The sequence below is a fragment of the Paraburkholderia caffeinilytica genome, from assembly GCF_051027425.1.
GTDB lineage: Bacteria > Pseudomonadota > Gammaproteobacteria > Burkholderiales > Burkholderiaceae > Paraburkholderia > Paraburkholderia caffeinilytica_A.
In genome coordinates this window covers 2,921,330-2,939,333 of the sequence record NZ_CP186553.1, presented here as the reverse complement: position 1 = coordinate 2,939,333, position 18,004 = coordinate 2,921,330, and the positions used below count along the sequence as shown (strand labels likewise).

Below are 18,004 nucleotides of genomic sequence, written 5' to 3'. Positions count from 1 at the left end.
ACGCCCAGTACTCCGCACGATGGGCGTCATCGCAAAGTCGCCGTTGTCACCGTTGTCACCGTTGTAATTCGCATGACCATCCGGCGAAGTTATTATTGCCCGAGCAAAAAAACGATGACAAGTCGGGCAACGGCGTGCATGCCTTTGCCTGCGGTTTCAGTCCGGGATGACGGGCTCGACCAGCTTTGCCAGTTGAACGAGCGACTCCTGCCAGCCGAGGTAACACATCTCCACAGGGATGACCTCGGGTATGCCCTCCTGCACAACGGTGAGTTCGGTTCCGCACGATACCTGCCGCAATGAAACCGTGACGTGCATCTGGCCGGGCAGGTTAGGGTCGTCGAATCGGTCCGTGTAGCGGATCTTCTCGAACGGCACCAGTTCGACGTACTCGCCGCCGAACGAGTGGCTGTTGCCGGTGCCGAAGTTGCGGAAAGACATCTTGTGGGTGCCGCCAACGCGGGCATCCATGTGGTGAACCTGGCAGGTGAACCCGTAGGGCGGAAGCCATCTCGCGATTGCATCGGGTTCGAGGAAGGCCCGATAGATGCGTTCGGGCGTCGCGCGCAAGACGCGGTGGAGATGGACGGTTCCAGTAGTCATGGTGTGCTCGCCTTTGCAGAGTAGTTGGACATACCCTTACGACGATTCGACAATGCCTGTATCGACAGAGGTTGAGATCGGGAAAAACCCGTAGGCGGTAACAGGTTTCGCCCGCTGTCGAGATCCGACGCCGCACCAGGACAAGTGCCCGCACATTGCCTGTCTAGGTAAAGCGCTCCTGCCTTGCCTGTCCGCGCTGGAGCAACGGTGCATATTCGTGCAATTCCGATGGCGCGATGTCGAAGGCGCGACGGAACGCACGCGTAAAGGTCGACGCATCATTGAAACCCAACCCGGAGGCAATGTCCTGTACCTCCATGTGCGGAAAGCGCACCAGCTCATCGGCCGCCATTCGCAGCCTGCGGTTGCGGATATAAGCGGCCAGGCCGCCTTCATGCTCGAATATGCGGTACACGCTGGCGCGCGAGAGATGCAGCGATGCCAGCACGCTGTCAGGCGACAGGTCCGGATCGTGCAGATGGGTCTCGACATGCCGCCGCACCTGTCCATAAACGGCAGCACGTACTGCCGCGCGGCCATTGCCGGAAAGACCCGCATGACGGCTGAAAGCCGCGACGATTAATTCCACCGCAGTGAGAAAGGACTGACGCGCTTCCTCCTTGCCCAGTCCGACGATTTGCCGCTTTAGCGCCACCAGATGTTCAATCAGCATGCGTGTCAAAGGGGTGGTGGCATGAACCCAGCGGCCGTGCAGCGAGGCAGGCTCAGGGAACGATCTTTCTACCAGCGCGCGTGGCACAAAAAGGAGCAGTATCCGGCCATGAAAGCTCTGGATTGTGCAGGGCTGGTCCATGTCCAGCGCGAGGATACTTGGCACGTGCGGTACGTGCGGCGCATCGAGCCCGGACTTGCCGCCGAGGAATTCTGCAGGCCGCCCTTCAAGGAACACGCTGAAGCTGATGTCGCGAACGCTTTCGGTCGACACCCGGCCCAACGATCGCACGGCCAGGTTCGGCCCGGTGCGAAAGTCGAAGAGGCTCAGATTGTCGATCGTGTAACGTAACAGGGATGCATTGAACGTATCTTCAACTCGCTTTGACGGAGGCTGTATATCGTAGACAGGACTCATACGCTCCTGCCAGGCGAGGAAGCTTTGACGGGCGTCGCCTTGAACGCTAAAACTGCTGTGTACGATGCCGGGCGCAAGCGTCGGCGGCTCCGGTGGCAACAACAAGCGGCCTGGCAGTGTGGCGGTGTGTAGCGGGTCGTCGTTCAATGCAGTGCTCATCGCTGGTTTTCGTCCAGTTTCGATCCGCCCCGTGCGGCTGAACTTTATATTGAGCCACTAGCCCGCTCGGTGCGCGCCAGTGCAGGTTGCCAAGCATATCAGTACTTGTTTTGCTTTGGCGGATGGCGAACAATTCGCCGGAGAATCGTTTGTTTCAGTACTCGAAAATCACACAGACATGCAACTGAGCAGACCGACCCACTATGCGTTCACTCTCTGACGGCGAGCCTACCGACGCGGGTAATAACGCGCCGATAGCGCAACCAGATCAATCGGCAAGATTCGCCGATGCGTTGGAGAAGGTGAAGCCGCTGCTCGAGATGCAACCGCCGTTAGAGGACACGCGCCTCGCTGAGGCGTTGCAGATCGCAGCAGTCAGTTCGCTCGGCCTGGGTCTGCTCGACGATGCCGAGTCGTATTGGCGCCGTTCGATCGAAGCGAATCCAGAATTCGTCGACGCGTACATGAATCTCGGTACTTTGCTGAAAGGACTCAACCGCCTGCATGACATGGCGGCGCTTTTCCAGCAATTGCTCGAAGTCCGCCCGGATCTTGCCGATGTCCACAACCAGCTCGGCTCAGTGCTGCAGGACCTCGGGCGCTTGTCCGAAGCAGAGGCGGCTTATCGGCAGGCATCGCTCATTCGCCCTGATCGCGTTGAATTTCATTACAACCTCGGTGTCGTGCTAAGGCCGCTCGGTCGTTGGCACGAAGCCGCGGAAGCGTATCAGCGGGCAATTGCAATCAGCCCTGGCTTCGTCATGGGCTACAGCAACCTTGGCAATGTCTTGAAGGAGCTCGGACGCCTGCCGGAAGCCGAGGCCGCCTACCGGCAGGCGCTCGCGATTCGCGGCGATTACCACATGGCGAAGTTCGGTCTGGCCACACTGTTGATCAGCATGGGCCGCTTCCAGGAAGGATGGCGCTTATACGAGGAGCGTCACGCCAATCCTGAATCGATGCAGCATAAGACGCAGAAAGTCATCAACCGTCCCCGTTGGCGTGGCGAAGCGCTGACTGGAAAAAAGCTGCTGATCTGGCAGGAGGGTGGACTCGGCGATGCGATTCATTTTGGCCGCTACTTTTCGTGGCTCAAAGCGCAAGGGGCGGCCGAAATCGCATTCGCCTGCGCTCCGGCACTGCAACGACTTTTCGCAGCGGTAGAGGGCGCCGACGTGGTGCTGACTCACGAGGCCGGATGGACGGCCTCGGCGAAATACGACTACTGGGCGAGTCTGTTGAGCGCGCCGCTGTACATGGGCACAACGATCGAAACGATCCCGCCGCCCGTCCGATTGGAGCTGACTCCGTCGCTCGTTGAATCGTGGCGCACGCGTCTCGCGGGACTTCCTCCCGGTCGCAGGATTGGTCTCGTCTGGAAAGGCAGCGCCCAACACCAGAACGATGCAAACCGGTCGCTGCAATCCCTTGCGATGCTGGCGCCGCTCTGGCGCATCCCCGGCGTGAGCTTCGTGAGTTTGCAAAAGGGGGAAGGCGAGGACGAGGCCCAGGCGCCGCCCGTCGGTCAACCGTTGCTGCATCTCGGGTCTGACGTAGCGGATATGGCCGACAGCGCCGCGATCGTCGCGCAACTCGATCTCGTCATCTGTGTGGATACGTCGATTGCGCATCTCGCGGCATCGGTTGGTACGCCGTGCTGGGTCATGCTGCCGGCACAGGAAATCGACTGGCGCTGGATGCACGAACGCACCGACTCTCCCTGGTATCCGGATACGATTCGCCTGTTCCGCCAACCTCTGGGCGGAACATGGCCTGCGGTTATCGAACAGGTACGGCATGCGTGTGCCGAGGCATTCGCGGGGTAAAGGGAGGCGAGGCGTTGATGACGTCAGAGAAGCTGACCCCCGCGACCCCTCGAAATCACTGCGCCTTCGTGTCGACCGTCCCCGCCGCCGCCTCTCCCGTTTGCGCAGGCGCTGCCTGCCTGTCCGGATGCCGTGGATCATGCAACTGATCTGCCGACCAGCCGCCGCCCAGGTCGCCGAATAGCGACGCCGAATCCAGCAGGCGCGTCTCCTGAACATTCAACGCGGTCTGTTGCGTGCTCAACTGGGTGGCCTGCGCGGTCGCCACCGTCGTGTAGTCCACCGTACCGGCCTGATACTCGTTGAACGCGATTTCCGCGCCACGGGTTGCGTCTTTCACGGCCCTCTCCAGAACGGCCGATTGCTCGGCCAGGATTCGCAACCCGCTCAAGTCGTCTTCGACATTCTGGAACGCGGTCAGCACCGTGCCCCGGTAGTTGGCGACGGCCGCATCGTAGGCGGCTTTCGCCACGTCGACGTCGGCGCTGCGCAAGCCGCCGTCGAAAAGCGTTTCGGTGGCGCTGCCGCCCAGCGACCAGACGTAGTTGGCCACGTTGAACAGACCGGACAACGGCGACTGCGTGAAGCCGGCCAGTCCGGAAAGGGAAATCGACGGGTAATACGCCGACACCGCCACGCCGATCGCCGCGTTTTGCGCCGCCATCTTGCGTTCGGCGGCGGCGATGTCGGGTCGCCGTTCGAGCAGCGTGGACGGCACGCCGACAGGCACGCCCGGCAGCGTCGGCATCGTGGTGCTGTGCGTGATCGACAGCTCTTCAGGATTCTTGCCCACCAGCACGGCGATCGCGTGCGCGTCTTGCGCGCGCGCCACGCCGAGCGCGATCAGGTTGGACTGCGCCGTCTCGAGTTGCGTGCGAGCCGTGATCACGTCGGACGGCGCGATGGTGCCCGCCTGATCCTGGTCGGACACGACGTCCAGAAAGTGCTGATAGGCCACGACGGTCTTCTGCAGAAGATCGATATTGGCGTCGCTGGTGCGCAGTTCGATGATCGCCGTGGCCAGCGCCACCTGCTCGGAGAGCGTCGCATTGGCGAGCGTCGCTTCGCTTGCTTGCGCCGTCGCGGCGTTTTCTTCGATCGTGCGCCGCACCTGGCCCCACAGGTCAGGTGCCCAGCTAACGTTGCCTTCCAGCGAGCCCGAGTTGATCACGTTGGCGGCATTGCCGCTCCCGCTACGCGCCTTGGTAGCCGAACCGGTTGCGCCGATGGTCGGAAACAGGCTGGCATGCGCCACCCGCACTTCTGCCAGCGCTTCCTGGTAGTTCGCGTAGTCCGCGCGCACGGTCTGGTTCGATACCGACACCAGCGGTTCGAGCTGGTCGATCAGTGGGTCGTTGAAGGCCGTCCACCAGTCGCCTTTCGGTTTTTCCGCCGAGGGCTCGGCTTGCGTCCAGCCCGGCAACTCGGAGTAGGTCGCGGCCACGCTGACTGGCGGGCGATGGTAGTCCGGGCCGACCATGCAGCCGCTGGTCAGCAGGGCTAATGCCGCAACGGCCAGCGGCCGAAGCAGGCCAACGCGGCCAATGCGGCCAATGCGACCAACGTGGTCACCTTGGCCAACGCGGTTAAGTGGGCCGCGAAGCGGTGCGCCAAGCGGCCTGCCAGGCGGCTCACTTAGCGTCCCAAAGCGGTTACGGGAAATCTTCATCGTCATGCCCTCGTATCCGGTTGTCCGGGTTGCTGCGTGTCGCGATTCCATGGCAGGTTGGCGGACCATCTGACCAGCTTGAAACGCAAGCGGTCGAGGTAGAGGTAGATCACCGGCGTCGTGTACAGGGTAAAGACCTGACTCAGGATCAGGCCGCCCATTACCGTGATACCGAGCGGCTGGCGCAGCGACGCGCCCTGGCCAATGCCGATTGCGAGCGGTACCGCGCCGAGCACGGCCGCGAAGGTGGTCATCATGATCGGCCGCAGACGGACCACGGCGGCCGAGTGAATCGCCTCCTTCGCCGGCATGCCCTCGCTGCGCTGCAATTGAATCGCGACGTCGACCATCATGATGCCGTTCTTCTTGACGATACCGATCAGCAGGATGATGCCGATCATTGCGATCACCGAGAACGGCGTGCCGAAAATCAGCAGCGCCAGCGTCGCGCCGATGCCCGCGGACGGCAGCGTCGACAGAATGGTCAGCGGGTGGATCGAGCTTTCGTACAACACGCCGAGCACGATATACACCACGCCGAGCGCGGCCAGGATCAGCAGCGGCACCGTTCCCATGGACTGCGAGTAGGCCGCCGCCGCGCCGGCAAACGATCCATGGATGCTGGCGGGCATGCCGATCTCGCGAATCGTATTGTTGATCGACACGGCCGCCTTGCTCAGCGAACCGCCCGCCGGCAGGTTGAACGAAATCGTCGCGGCCACGAGGCCGCTCTGGTGGTTGACCTGCGTCGACGTATGGCTGTTCGAGTACGAAGTCAGCGCCGCCAGCGGCACCATGGTTTCAGCCGAGGTGCTGTCCGCACTGCCGGTCGAACTGCCGCCCTTGCTGTTGGCGATGCTGTTGGTGGTCGCGTTGGCCTGCGCGTTCGAGTTGAGCGAGTTCGTGCTCGACGAAGTGGTGGTAGTGGATTCGGTCGCCACCGTCACGCCCGACACCGTGGCGCCCGGCATCTGCGTACCCGCCGTGCCGGTGGCGTTGCCCGACGCCGTGCTCAGGTAAATCTGGTTGAGCGCTTGGGGGTACTGCCAGTACTCCGGCGCCACTTCCATCACCACGAAATACTGGTTGAGCGGGTTGTAGATGGTCGACACCGTCCGCTGGCCGAACGCGTCATACAGCACGTTGTCGACCTGGTTCGGCGCAAAGCCGTAGCGCGCCGCTGTGGTGCGATTGATATGGACGTAGGTCTGCAGACCGTTTTGCTGCAAGTCCGAGTTCACGTCGAGTATCTGCGCATGCTCCTTGGCGAGCGCGGCGACGAGCAGCGGTGTCCACTTGAACAGCGCGGCGGAATCGTCGCTGGTGAGCGTGTACTGATACTCGGCGGCGGATTGCCTCCCGCCGATGCGCAGATCCTGCTGGGCCTGGATAAAGAGCCGCGCACCCGAGACCGCATTGAGCTTGGGCCGCAGGCGGTTCACGACGTCGGTGGCCGTGGCATGGCGTTCCGCCAGCGGCTTGAGTTCGATGAACACGTTGGCGGTATTGAGCGCGCGGCCGCCGGTAAAGCCGGCGACCGAGGCCACGGCCGGATCCTTCTGCACGATCTCCTGCAATTGCGTGAGCTTCTGCTGCATCGCCGGGAAGGAGATGCTCTGGTCGGCGATGATCTGGCCAATCAGGATGCCCGTGTCCTGCTCGGGGAAGAAGGTGGCCGGCACCAGCTTGAACAGGAACACGTTGGCCACCAGCAGGCCGATCAACAGCAGGATGACCAGCAGCGCATGGTCCAGTACGGCCGTGAGCGAGCGCGAGTAGGCATCCTTGAAACGATCGAACTGCTTCTCGACCCAGAGCGCCCAGCGGGCTTTCGAATGCCCGGCGTTGTTGCGGCTCAGCACGTAGGCGCACATGGCCGGCGTGACCGTCAGCGAGATCAGCAGCGAGATCAGGATGGCGACGGACAGCGTGACCGCGAACTCATGGAACAGCAGGCCGACGACGCCCGGCATCAGCATGATCGGGAGGAACACGGCGATCAGCGAAAGACTCATCGAGATCACCGTGAAGCCCACTTCGCCGCTGCCTTTCAGGGCCGCCTCTTTCGGACTGAACCCCAGTTCCATATGACGCACGATGTTTTCCAGCACCACCACCGCATCGTCGACCACGAAGCCGGTACCGATGGTGAGCGCCATCAGCGACAGGTTGTCGATGCTGTAGCCGAGCAGGTACATCGGCCCGAAGGTGCCCACGATCGAGAGCGGCAGCGCGACGGCGGGCACCAGCGTGGCGCGCGGCGACTGCAGGAAAATGAACACGACGCCCACCACCAGCAGCACGGCGATGAACAGCGTGCGCTCCGTGTCGCCCACCGACGCTCTGACCGACTCCGAGCGATCGATCGCGATGCCCACGTGCACACTGCTCGGCAGCGTCGCTTCGATTGACGGCAGGACCTTGCGAATCTGCGCGACCGTGCTGACGACATTGCTGCCCGGCATCGGATACACGATCACAAGGATGGCCGACTTGCCGTTGAAGAGCCCGGCGTTGCGGATATTTTCGTTCGAATCCCTGACCTGGGCCACGTCGCGCAACTGAACCGGCGCGCCGTTGCGATAGGCGACGATCAGGTCGCGGTACGGCGCGGCGTGTGTGATCTGATCGTTGGACGTGACCACGTAGCGTTGATCGCCTTCGTCGAGATGGCCCTTCGCGCTGTCGGCGTTGGCGGCGCTGATCGCCGCGCGCACGTCTTCGAGGCCGATGCCGTAGCTGTTCAGTTTGCCCGGTTGCAATTCCACCCGTACCGAGGGCAACGCGCCGCCGCCGAGTGTGATCTGGCCCACCCCCTGGACTTGCGAGAGTTGCTGCTGGATCACCGAATCTGCGGAATCGTAGAGCTGTGCCTTGGTGAGCGTGTCCGACGTCAGCGAGAGCACCATGATCGGCGCATCCGCCGGGTTGTACTGGCGATAGCTCGGATTGCTGCGCAGCGTGGTCGGCAAGTCGGCGCGCGCCGCCTGAATCGCCGCTTCGACGTCGCGCGCGGCGCCGTTGATGTCGCGCTTCAGCCCGAACTCGATCACGATCATCGACGTGCCGACGGAGCTGATCGAAGTCAGTTCTTCAACATCGGCAATCGTGGCGAGCCGCCGTTCGAGCGGCTCGGCCACCGTGGTGCCCATGATGTCCGGGCTCGCGCCCGCCATGTTCGCCTGCACCACGATGACCGGAAAGGCGATGTTCGGCAGCGGCGCAACCGGCAGCCGGAAGTAGGCGAGCGTCCCGGAGATCAGGATCGCGATGGCCAGCAGCGTGGTTGCGACGGGCCGCCGGATGAATAACGCCGAGATGTTCACGGCGTATCCTCCGCGCCGCCGGGAGTCGAATTCTCCGGTTTATTGCGGTTGCGCCAGCGTCTCGTGCGCTCGGCCATTCTGTCGAAGAACAGATAGATCACGGGCGTGGTGAAGAGCGTCAGCATCTGGCTTAACGTCAGACCGCCGATGATCGCGATCCCCAGCGGCCGGCGCAATTCCGAACCGGTGCCGGTGCCGAGCAGCATCGGCAGCGCGCCGAGCATGGCGGCGAGCGTGGTCATCAGGATCGGCCGGAAACGCAGCAGCGACGCCTCGAAGATCGCCTCGCGCGGCGGCTTGCCGTGATTGCGTTCGGCGTCCAGCGCGAAGTCCACCATCATGATGGCGTTCTTCTTGACGATACCGATGAGCAGCACGATACCGATAATGCCGATCACATCCAGGTCGCTGCCGGCGATCATCAGCGCGAGCAACGCGCCGATACCTGCCGAGGGCAGCGTGGACAGAATCGTCACCGGATGGATGAAGCTCTCATACAGCACGCCGAGCACGATATACACCGCCACCAACGCGGCAATCAGCAGATAGACCTCGCTCGACAGCGAATCTTCGAATGCCTGGGCCGCGCCCTGCAGCGACGAGGTGATCGACGGCGGCAGGTTCACCGACTGTTCGGCCTGATGGATCGCTTTGACCGCCGTGCTCAACGACGCATCTTTCGCGAGGTTGAACGAGATGGTGACCGAGGGGAACTGCGCGAGATGGCTGATCACGAGCGGCGACTTCGTGATCTGGATCTTCGCGATGCCCGACAGCGGCACCTGGCCCGTGCTGCTGGTCTGGCTCGGCAGATACAGGTTGCCGATCGACTGCACGTTCGGCAACGACTCCGGCTTGGCGACGAGGATCACGCGGTACTGGTTCGACTGCTCGAAGATGGTTGAGACGATCCGCTGGCCGAGCGCGTCGTACAACGCATTGTCGATCGTCGCGGGCGTAATGCCGAAGCGTGCGGCCAGTTGCCGGTTGACTTCGACGTTCACGCTGAGGCCGTCGGTATTCATGTCGCTTTGCACGTCGGCGAGCGAGGGGATCTGCTTGAGCTTCGCCACCAGTTCCGGCACGTACTTCTGGAACGCCTGCTGGTTCGGTCCGCGCAACACGAAGCTGTACTGGTTCGGCGAGACCGTCGTGTCGAGCGTCAGATCCTGCTCAGGCTGCATGTAGAGCTTGACGCCCGGCACGTTGGCGACTTCCTGTTGCAGACGCCGGGCAATCTCTTGCGCCGTGTCGGAACGCTGGTCGTGGTCGCGCAGATTGATCAGGAAGCGGCCATTGTTCAGCGTCGAGTTGATGCCGTCGATACCCACGTAGGAGGTCAGCGAGGTGACGTCCGGGTCTTTCAGGATCGCATCGGCGAGCGCGGCCTGGCGATTCACCATCGCGGTGTACGAGACCGAGTTGTCGGCCACGCTGATCCCTTCGATCACGCCGACGTCCTGCACCGGGAAGAGGCCCTTTGGAATCACCACGTACAGGATGCCGGTCAGCACGACCGTGCCGACGGCCACCACGAGCGTCAGCACCTGGTGATCCAGCACCCAGCGCAGGCCGCGTTCATAGGCGCCGAGCGTTTTGTCGAACAGGCCCTCGCTGATCCGCTCGAAGCGGCTCGGATGACGTTCGGCCTGCGCGCGCAACATGCGCGCGCAGAGCATCGGCACCACGGTCAGCGATACGACCGCGGAGATCACGATGGTGACGGCCAGCGTCACCGCGAATTCGCTGAACAGACGCCCGATCACGCCGCCCATGAAGAGCAGCGGAATCAGCACGGCAATCAGCGAGACGGTCAGCGACAGAATCGTGAAGCCGATCTGGCCCGCGCCTTCCAGCGCGGCTTCGAGCGGTGTCTTGCCTTCCTCCAGATAACGCACGATGTTCTCGATCATCACGATCGAGTCGTCGACCACGAAACCGGTGGCGATGATGAGCGCCATCAGCGAGAGGTTGTCGATCGAGTAATTCATCTGGTACATCACGGCCAGCGTGCCGATCAACGAAACCGGCACCGAGACGCTCGGAATCAGCGTGGCCGGCACGTTGCGCAGGAACACGAAGATCACCGCGATCACCAGCACGATGGCGAGGATCAGTTCGAACGCCGCGTCGTGGACCGACGAGCGGATCACGCCCGTGCTGTCCGACACCACGGTCACTTTCATGCCGGCCGGCAGCGTGGATTCGAGCTGCGGCAGTTGCTTCATGATCTGGTCGACGGTCGCGATTACGTTCGCGCCCGGTTGCCGCTGCACGTTGAGCACGATGGCCGGCGAGCCGTTGTACCAGGCGCCGCGCTCGACGTCCTGGGCAGCCTGACTGACCCGCGCGACGTCGCGCATGAACACCGGGGCGCCGTTCTGGTAGGCGATCACCGTGTCCAGATAGTCCTTCGGATCGGTGATCTGATCGTTGCCGTTGATCGTGTAATCGAGCTCCGGGCCGTCGAAATTGCCCTTCGGCTGGCTGACGTTGACATAGCTGAGCAGCGTGCGCAGATCGTCGATGTTCAGGCCGTAGGCGGCCAGCTTGTGCGGGTCCGCTTCGACGCGGATGGCCGGTACGTTGCCGCCGCTCGTCGTGACCACGCCCACGCCCGACACTTCGGAAATCTTGGTGCCGAGACGGTTGTTGGCGACGTCTTCGAGCTGGGTCAGCGACATCGATTTCGAGGTGACCGCGAGCGTCAGGATCGGCTGGTCGGCCGGATTGACCTTGGCATATGTCGGTGGCGCGGGCAGGCCCGAGGGCAGGTAGCTGTTGGAGGCGTTGATGGCCTGCTGGACGTTCTGCTCGGCGATGTCGAGGTTCAGCGACAGATCGAACTGCAGCGTGATGACCGACGCGCCGTCCGAGCTATACGACGTCATCTGTTGCAGGCCGGGGATCTCGCCCAGCTGCACTTCGAGCGGCGCCGTGACGGTGGTGGCCATCACGTCCGGGCTCGCGCCCGGATAGAAGGTCTGCACCTGAATGGTCGGATAGTCGACGTTGGGCAGCGACGAAACCGGCAGCACGCGCATGGCGACGAGGCCCACCAGCACGAGGGCGATCATCAGCAGCAGCGTGGCTACCGGTCGAAGAATAAACAGGCGGGAAATATTCATCGGCGCGCGAGCCTGCTACGACGAAGCGGCATTGGCCGACGCCGCCGCGGATGCGGCAGCGGGTTCGGAGGCGGCGGGCTCGGCGGCGGCACCGCTTGCTACACCACTTGCTGCACCACTTGCCGCGCCGCTGGGCGGCGCGCCGGCGGCGGCCGTGCCGGACGCGCCCGCGGCGGCCTTCGGCTTGGCCGGCTGGATTTTGGCGCCGTCGTTCAGGCGGTCTGTGCCGTCCGTGACCACCTGATTGCCCGCGGCAAGGCCGGACACAATGACCGTGTTCTTGCCGTCGCTCGGACCCAGCTTGACCTTATGCACGGAGACCGTATTGTTCGCGTTGACCAGATAGACGAAGTCGCCGGGCGCACCGGTTTGCACGGCGGGCGTGGGCACCAGCACGGCGTTCTGCATCGTATCGACCAGCAACCTGACGTTGACGAACTCGTTGGGGAACAGCGCTTCGTCTTCGTTGGCGAACGTGGCGCGCAAGGTGACGGTGCCGGTCGCCGTGGCCATCTGGTTGCTGACTGCGTAGAGCGCGCCGGTGGCGATTTCGCGCGCGTTGTCGCTGGAATAGGCGGTGACCGGCAATTTGGCGCCGCCGTTCAGGCGCTGCACGATGGAGGCCAGCGCGTCCTGCGGCACCGTGAACTGCACGGTAGTCGGCTTGACGGTGGTGATGACGACAATCCCCGTCGACGACGACGCCGTCACGTAGTTGCCCGGGTCGACCAGGCGCAGGCCGACTTTGCCGGAGACCGGCGCGATGATGCGGCAATAGGTCAGGTCGAGATCGAACTGGGCGATGCTGGCGAGATCGGACTGGACCGCGGCCTCATCCTGCTGCACGAGGAATTGCTGATCCTCGAAGGTCTGCTGGGCGATCGACTTGCGTTCGTTCAACTGCGTGAAGCGGGCAAGATCGGCACGCGCCTGGGCGAGCGACGCGCGGTCTTTGGCGAGTGTCGCCTGAGCCTGCTGCTTGCTGATCTGATACTGGCGCGGATCGATCTGGGCGAGGAACTGGCCTTTCTGTACTTCCTGGCCTTCGTGATAGCCGACTTCCGTGAGGTAGCCGCTTAGCTGCGGCAGCACGGTCACCGTGGCGGTCGGCGTGACCGTGCCGAGTTCGCTCAAAGTGACGGGCATCGAACCGAGCGTGGCGCCCGCCACGGTGACGACGATGGGCGCGACGTTGGTCGCGGGTTTCTTCTTGGTCAACAGGTGCACAAGGACAAGCGCGATCAGCGCCAGCACGACAATCGCAAACAGAATGAGCCCGCGTCGGGAGCGCTTTGGTTGCTTGGACACGGCTTCGCTCATAGGTATCTCCGAAAACAGATGCTGCCGTTGATGATCGGTTGGGGAGTCATTCTCTGCCGGGATTTTGGGAACATGCCACGGTTCTCGTGCGTTGTCACAACTCAATGAGTTTTTGCAAGGTGTTAGCTAATCGCAAGCAAAGCGATTGCACAAAGTACGTCACGCCGTGACCGGCGTAAGGCGATGTGGTGGCCGGGTGATGGGGTCCGTGACGATGAACACGCTTTGCAATCGGCGGTAATGTTTTGTCGAGACGGCCCGGCGGGATAGGGCGTGCGGCGCATTGCCGGCTATCGGGCGGGTCTTGCTGACAGACTGTGTGTTGCTCATGTTCGCCTTGATGGAAGCGGGTGGACAACGATTGGGACGAGGCATGGCGTCAATGTACCAGGTGCGCGCAAGGCTTGAGTTACCGGCTTGAAACATGTTGAGGGCTGGAACACGCCGTCAGATGTTTTTCGGCCTGCAGCCTGTGACAACGGACGGTTGAACATGGGCGTTTTCCGGGGGCGATGGTCACGGCGAGCGGCAATACATATCGAAAGCTGGTTGAAATTATTCGGGCAGCGTTATTCCTCAATCGACTGCGCGGCCCAGCCATTGATCTACTTCGGCAACGCGTCATTCATGTGACGGATCTGAACGCAGCCGAACCGCTACTTCGACGCCGTTGCTGCCGGTGTCCGTTCCGACGACGGCAGATAGACTGCCTGCTCCGAGAAGCTCGCGACAATCCGGTCGACCACGGCTTTCTGCTTGCGATAGTCCGCTGCCGGGCAATCCATCTTCGCGCTGTCGATCCGGAAGGTGCGTGTCACGGTCAGTTGATGCGGTTTGGTCACGTAGGCCGCGTGCCATGAAATGCCTTCGCCGGATATGTCGGCATTGGCCGGAGGGACGACGGTGACGTTGTCGGGGAAGTCGATCGTCATGTGTTCCTCGAGTTGCCGCGGTGCGCACCAGTATGGCTGCGATCGGCCGGCAGGCTGGTAGACGTTGAACGCACTGTCGCTCACCACGACCGGGCCTGACGCGGCCGGCAAGGTGTTCAGATAGACCGCGCCGTGCGTCGACTGCAGAAACCGCGTGACGTGTGAGCGTACCCATTCGCGCGCGGGCGCGTCGGCTGAAGCCGGCAAGCGGAACGCGTAGTCGGCGAGGCCGTCGTACCTGCCGATATGAAGGGCCGCCTTGACCCACTTGCCGTCGCCTGGCGCGCCGAGCTGGCGCGCCCGCGAACGCAGGTCGTTGGCCGCCACGCCGGAGGCCGTCACGACGGTCTCGACCTGTGCCGATCCGTCGGCCTGCACGGTGATTTGCGTGGAGCGGGTTTCCGTCATGTCCGATGCCGTCGCAAGCGGCGTGCGTGTCAGACCCACGCGTTCGCCGGCCAGCAGTGCGGGCTTGCCGGTGTCGACGTACGGAAGCACGCCGAACGGAACCTCCGGTACGGTCGTGTCCGCGTAGAGATCGAGCGAGGGCAGATAGGTGATCACGTGATTGAATGCGTCCGTGATGGGTACGGAAGGCAGCACGTAATTCGTTTTGTCGGCTCTCAGCAGCACGGGATCGCTGTCGATGCCCACCGATCGCAGCAAGGCCTGGAACAATGCCACGTGATCCTTGCAATCGCCATAGCCGGTACGCAGCACTTCGTCGGCCGGCCGGGGGACCCAGGCGCCGATCCCTGCATAGGACGCAACGTAGCGGATATTCGCACGTACCCAGTCGTAGATCGCCGCAGCTTTTTCGCGGGGATCCGTGTGCCCATGCGTGATCTGTTTTGCCAGCGCCTGCGTGCGGGCAGTGGGCGCGGCGGGGGCCTGCGCATGCTGCCAGTAAATTCGGCCCAGCGTGTCGTAGTCGCCGATCGTGGCCGTGTAGACGTGCGGGATCGACGTCATCGTGTCGACCGCGCCGAAGGTGCCGTTATACGCCGACGAACCGCCGGCATAGGTCCACGCATACAGCGTACGGTCGCCATGTCGGTCGACCTGCTCGGTGAAGTGGTTGAGGTCGGCGTGAAGCGTCTCGTTGCTCGGGACGTCCATCGTCATCCTGGCGTCCGGGGCGTTGCTCGATCCCGTCGCCGTCATCGACGCCGAGAGCATGCCGTCGAGCCACGAGAGGTCGCCGGACACGCGATAACGGATCGTGACGATGTCCCCCTTGGCCACTTGCGGGAATGGCACGACGTCGACGCTGATGTCCGAATAACTGGCTGCGTCGCCGGTTCCCGCGATGCCGGCCTGCCGCACGATTTCGCTGCGCTCGACCGGAATGCGCGTGCCGTCCGGCTTCTCGGTGTATGCGTCCAGAATCGTCAGTTTCTGCAGACGCGAGTCGTAGCTGATCGGGTACTTGCCCGCCTGTTCGATGTCGCCTTCGGTGGCGATTCTCACCGAGGACTCCGTTGTAATCGAGCCTTCGCTGCCGTGGTCGATGTGTCCGTCGATATGCAGGCGTTTGAACCATTCCTTTTGCGGCGGCGCGGGCGCCGTGCCTGGGGTCGCGCCGAAAGCGCGTGCGCCGGCGAGCAACTGCGTGGCAAGCAACAGGGTCTGCAGGCACCGGGCAGCATACTTGCGACGACCTGAGTGCGTGCCGCTTGCGGCGCCGATTCGCATGGACATGTGCTCTCCTTTCTTCGCTTCGTGGTCACGCAACTTGCCCGGGACGGCAGATCCTTATTGAGGACGGTTTCAAAGCATAAAAAGTTAATGTGTCGCGGGCGGGTGTCAGATAACCCTGTGTTCCGCCTTACATTCCGCTGTCGTGGCGATGCTGACGGGAGAAACGATCGTGAACGGCAGGAAGGAGGACGTTGGTATAACGCGCACGTCCGGGTGTAAGACCCGGACGTGCGCGGTTGCCGTTGCGATATTTACTGGCAGGCTTTCCCGTGATCGGCGTGGAAACCCTTTGCTTTTGCATCTGCCTCGGTCATGTATGCGCCATTCTTCGTCTTGCCGTAGTACTTGTCGGTCGGACAATGGTAGACCTTGGTACTGGTGTTCACCCAGACTTGGCCAGGGCCGCCACCGGCGGCAGCCGGTTTTGCGCTGCTTGCGGCGGCCGGAGCGACCGCAGGGGCTGCGGCCGCGGGAGCGCTAGCGGCCCCCGCCGCGGCACCCGAGGCGCCGTACCAGGTCTTGACGCCCTTATGACCAGCGCAGGCGCCTTTTTTCGACGCGCCCGAATAGGACGTGCCGTCCTTGCAGAGGGCTGTCGACCCGGCCGGCGCGCTGGCCGGGACCTGCGCATAGCTAGCAGTTGCAACGAGCAATCCGGCCGCCACTGCCATGGAAAGAAACGGTGTTTTCATCGCTGATCCTGTAGGTATGAGACGAGAGAGTGTCGATCAGTGTCGCGCGACCGCACGACACTGATTGATATAACGCTACGTTCGCGCATCCCGCTGACAGGTTCAGACAGGCAATCTTTAAATCTTGCAAAATCGAACCGGCGATTGACTTTTTGCTGCCCGGCTACACGTTCCCCCGCGTCAGGCTCCGATATCGAGGAGAAGAGCAGGCGATACCGGATGCGATGCATGCATGAGCGTTGCGTCCGGCTTTGGAAGCATGCGTCAATGAGTGCTCTGTCAACCCGCTCTAAAATCAACGCCGCTTTACCGTAATTCGTATTGCATCCACACTCAGCGGTATAGAGGGCATTTCGATTTTCATTAAAACAGAGTCGGTATAAATAGAATTTCATCGATGTCGCAATATGCGGCCCAATCCCGTACTGCCGGACTGCAGAAGGCGTTCGCTAAATCCTGCTCGCTTTTCGGACCAATAATGGCGAAGATGATGTCGGCGGAAATAGCGGCGGCGATGCAGCGCGCATTACCGGCAAATCGATTTACTGGTAATGCGCATGTCGTGGACGTGATTCCAGCGCAAGAGACTCAGAATGAATGACCGCACAGGCCAGTGCGATGGAGAGCTCAGTTTCGGCGGCGGAGAGGCCGTGCGAGGCTGTTAATAACCACTAATCGAGCTTTTGTAAGAAAGCCGCCCCTCCTATGCAAAGCCACTACAACCTCGGGTTAGTCGCCATTTCCTTTATCGTCGCGACGCTTGCGTCCTTCACGGCGATTGATCTCGCAGACCGGCTTTCCATACTGGCGTACGCGCGTGCCCGGCACTTATGGCTGGCGGCGGGCGCATTGGCGATGGGCGTCGGCATCTGGTCGATGCACTTCATCGGGATGCTCTCGTTCTCGCTGAGTATCCCGATTGGCTACGATCTGGCGCTAACCTGTTACTCGCTTGTGATCGCCGTACTCGTCTCCTGGTTTGCGTTGCATGTCGTCACGCGAGGACGACTCAGTCTGATCCATTTACTTGCAGGCGGGGTCCTGATGGGATTGGGTATTGCCGGCATGCATTACATGGGGATGGCCGCGATGAAGATGAACCCCGCGATCCGTTACGAACCCACTGTCTTTACCGGGTCAATTCTCATTGCGATCGTCGCCTCCACCGCGGCACTGTGGGTCGCAAACACACTCCGCGGAGCGGATCAGAACCATGTGATGCGCAAGCGCATTGGCGCGGCCTGTGTCATGGGCATTGCCATTGCAGGCATGCATTACACCGGTATGGCCGCAGCGAATTTCCCCGTTGGATCGGTTTGCGGTGCAGCGAACGGCATTAAGCCTCAATGGCTCGCTGCTGCCGTCATTCCGTTTGCGTTCGCGATTCTCATTGTGACGCTGCTTCTTTCCCGGCTCGATGCCCGGGTCGCGTTTCTGGCCAATTCGGTTGCCCGGCTCAATGATCAGATCGACCGCGTGCGAGGTCCGATCGTTTGACCGGTCTGCCCGATAATCGTAGAACGGCGACCGAACGGACGAACGAGCGGACGAACGAGCA

Annotated in this window: 11 protein-coding genes; 3 read left to right on the top strand and 8 right to left on the bottom strand. The window is 62.4% G+C overall.

Annotated elements, in window-relative coordinates:
* Positions 1–156: 156 nt before the first annotated feature.
* Positions 157–603, bottom strand: a complete 447-nt coding sequence (locus ACOSV0_RS33470; protein ID WP_434111923.1) for an SRPBCC family protein — start codon at positions 601–603, stop codon at positions 157–159.
* A gap of 163 nt (positions 604–766) precedes the next feature.
* The gene (locus ACOSV0_RS33465) at positions 767–1,852 is read right to left on the bottom strand and encodes a helix-turn-helix domain-containing protein (protein WP_434111921.1); all 1,086 of its coding nucleotides are present in this window, start codon (positions 1,850–1,852) and stop codon (positions 767–769) included.
* Between the two features lie 203 nt (positions 1,853–2,055).
* Between ACOSV0_RS33465 and ACOSV0_RS33460 the strand changes: the two genes are divergently transcribed.
* Positions 2,056–3,678, top strand: coding sequence for a tetratricopeptide repeat protein (locus tag ACOSV0_RS33460; RefSeq protein ID WP_434111919.1), 1,623 nt, complete (start codon positions 2,056–2,058; stop codon positions 3,676–3,678).
* 55 nt (positions 3,679–3,733) lie between these two features.
* On the opposite strand, the gene ACOSV0_RS33455 is transcribed toward ACOSV0_RS33460, so the two are convergent.
* From ACOSV0_RS33455 to ACOSV0_RS33430, 6 genes are all read right to left on the bottom strand, one after another.
* A complete protein-coding gene (locus ACOSV0_RS33455; protein ID WP_434115972.1) occupies positions 3,734–5,158 on the bottom strand; it encodes an efflux transporter outer membrane subunit in 1,425 nt (474 codons plus the stop codon).
* Between the two features lie 191 nt (positions 5,159–5,349).
* Complete coding sequence (locus tag ACOSV0_RS33450; protein WP_434111916.1) at positions 5,350–8,673, bottom strand: efflux RND transporter permease subunit; 3,324 nt, start codon at positions 8,671–8,673, stop codon at positions 5,350–5,352.
* Positions 8,670–11,801 carry an efflux RND transporter permease subunit gene (locus ACOSV0_RS33445; protein ID WP_434111913.1) on the bottom strand — a complete coding sequence of 1,044 codons (3,132 nt, stop codon included), beginning with the start codon at positions 11,799–11,801 and terminating at the stop codon, positions 8,670–8,672. Before ACOSV0_RS33445 ends, ACOSV0_RS33450 begins: the two co-directional genes overlap by 4 nt.
* Before the next feature lie 15 nt (positions 11,802–11,816).
* Positions 11,817–13,121, bottom strand: a complete 1,305-nt coding sequence (locus ACOSV0_RS33440; protein WP_434111910.1) for an efflux RND transporter periplasmic adaptor subunit — start codon at positions 13,119–13,121, stop codon at positions 11,817–11,819.
* Positions 13,122–13,777: 656 nt separating this feature from the next.
* On the bottom strand, positions 13,778–15,754 hold the full coding sequence (locus ACOSV0_RS33435; protein ID WP_434111908.1) for a DUF3857 domain-containing protein: 1,977 nt from the start codon (positions 15,752–15,754) through the stop codon (positions 13,778–13,780).
* Between the two features lie 251 nt (positions 15,755–16,005).
* Positions 16,006–16,446 carry a DUF3761 domain-containing protein gene (locus ACOSV0_RS33430; protein WP_434111906.1) on the bottom strand — a complete coding sequence of 147 codons (441 nt, stop codon included), beginning with the start codon at positions 16,444–16,446 and terminating at the stop codon, positions 16,006–16,008.
* 478 nt (positions 16,447–16,924) lie between these two features.
* Here ACOSV0_RS33430 and ACOSV0_RS33425 point away from each other — a divergent pair, with 478 nt between their 5' ends.
* Both ACOSV0_RS33425 and ACOSV0_RS33420 read left to right on the top strand, forming a co-directional pair.
* Positions 16,925–17,047, top strand: a complete 123-nt coding sequence (locus ACOSV0_RS33425; protein ID WP_434111905.1) for a hypothetical protein — start codon at positions 16,925–16,927, stop codon at positions 17,045–17,047.
* Positions 17,048–17,301: 254 nt separating this feature from the next.
* Positions 17,302–17,943 (top strand): MHYT domain-containing protein, encoded by a 642-nt coding sequence (locus ACOSV0_RS33420; protein WP_434111903.1) that lies wholly within the window; start codon positions 17,302–17,304, stop codon positions 17,941–17,943.
* Positions 17,944–18,004 lie beyond the last annotated feature (61 nt).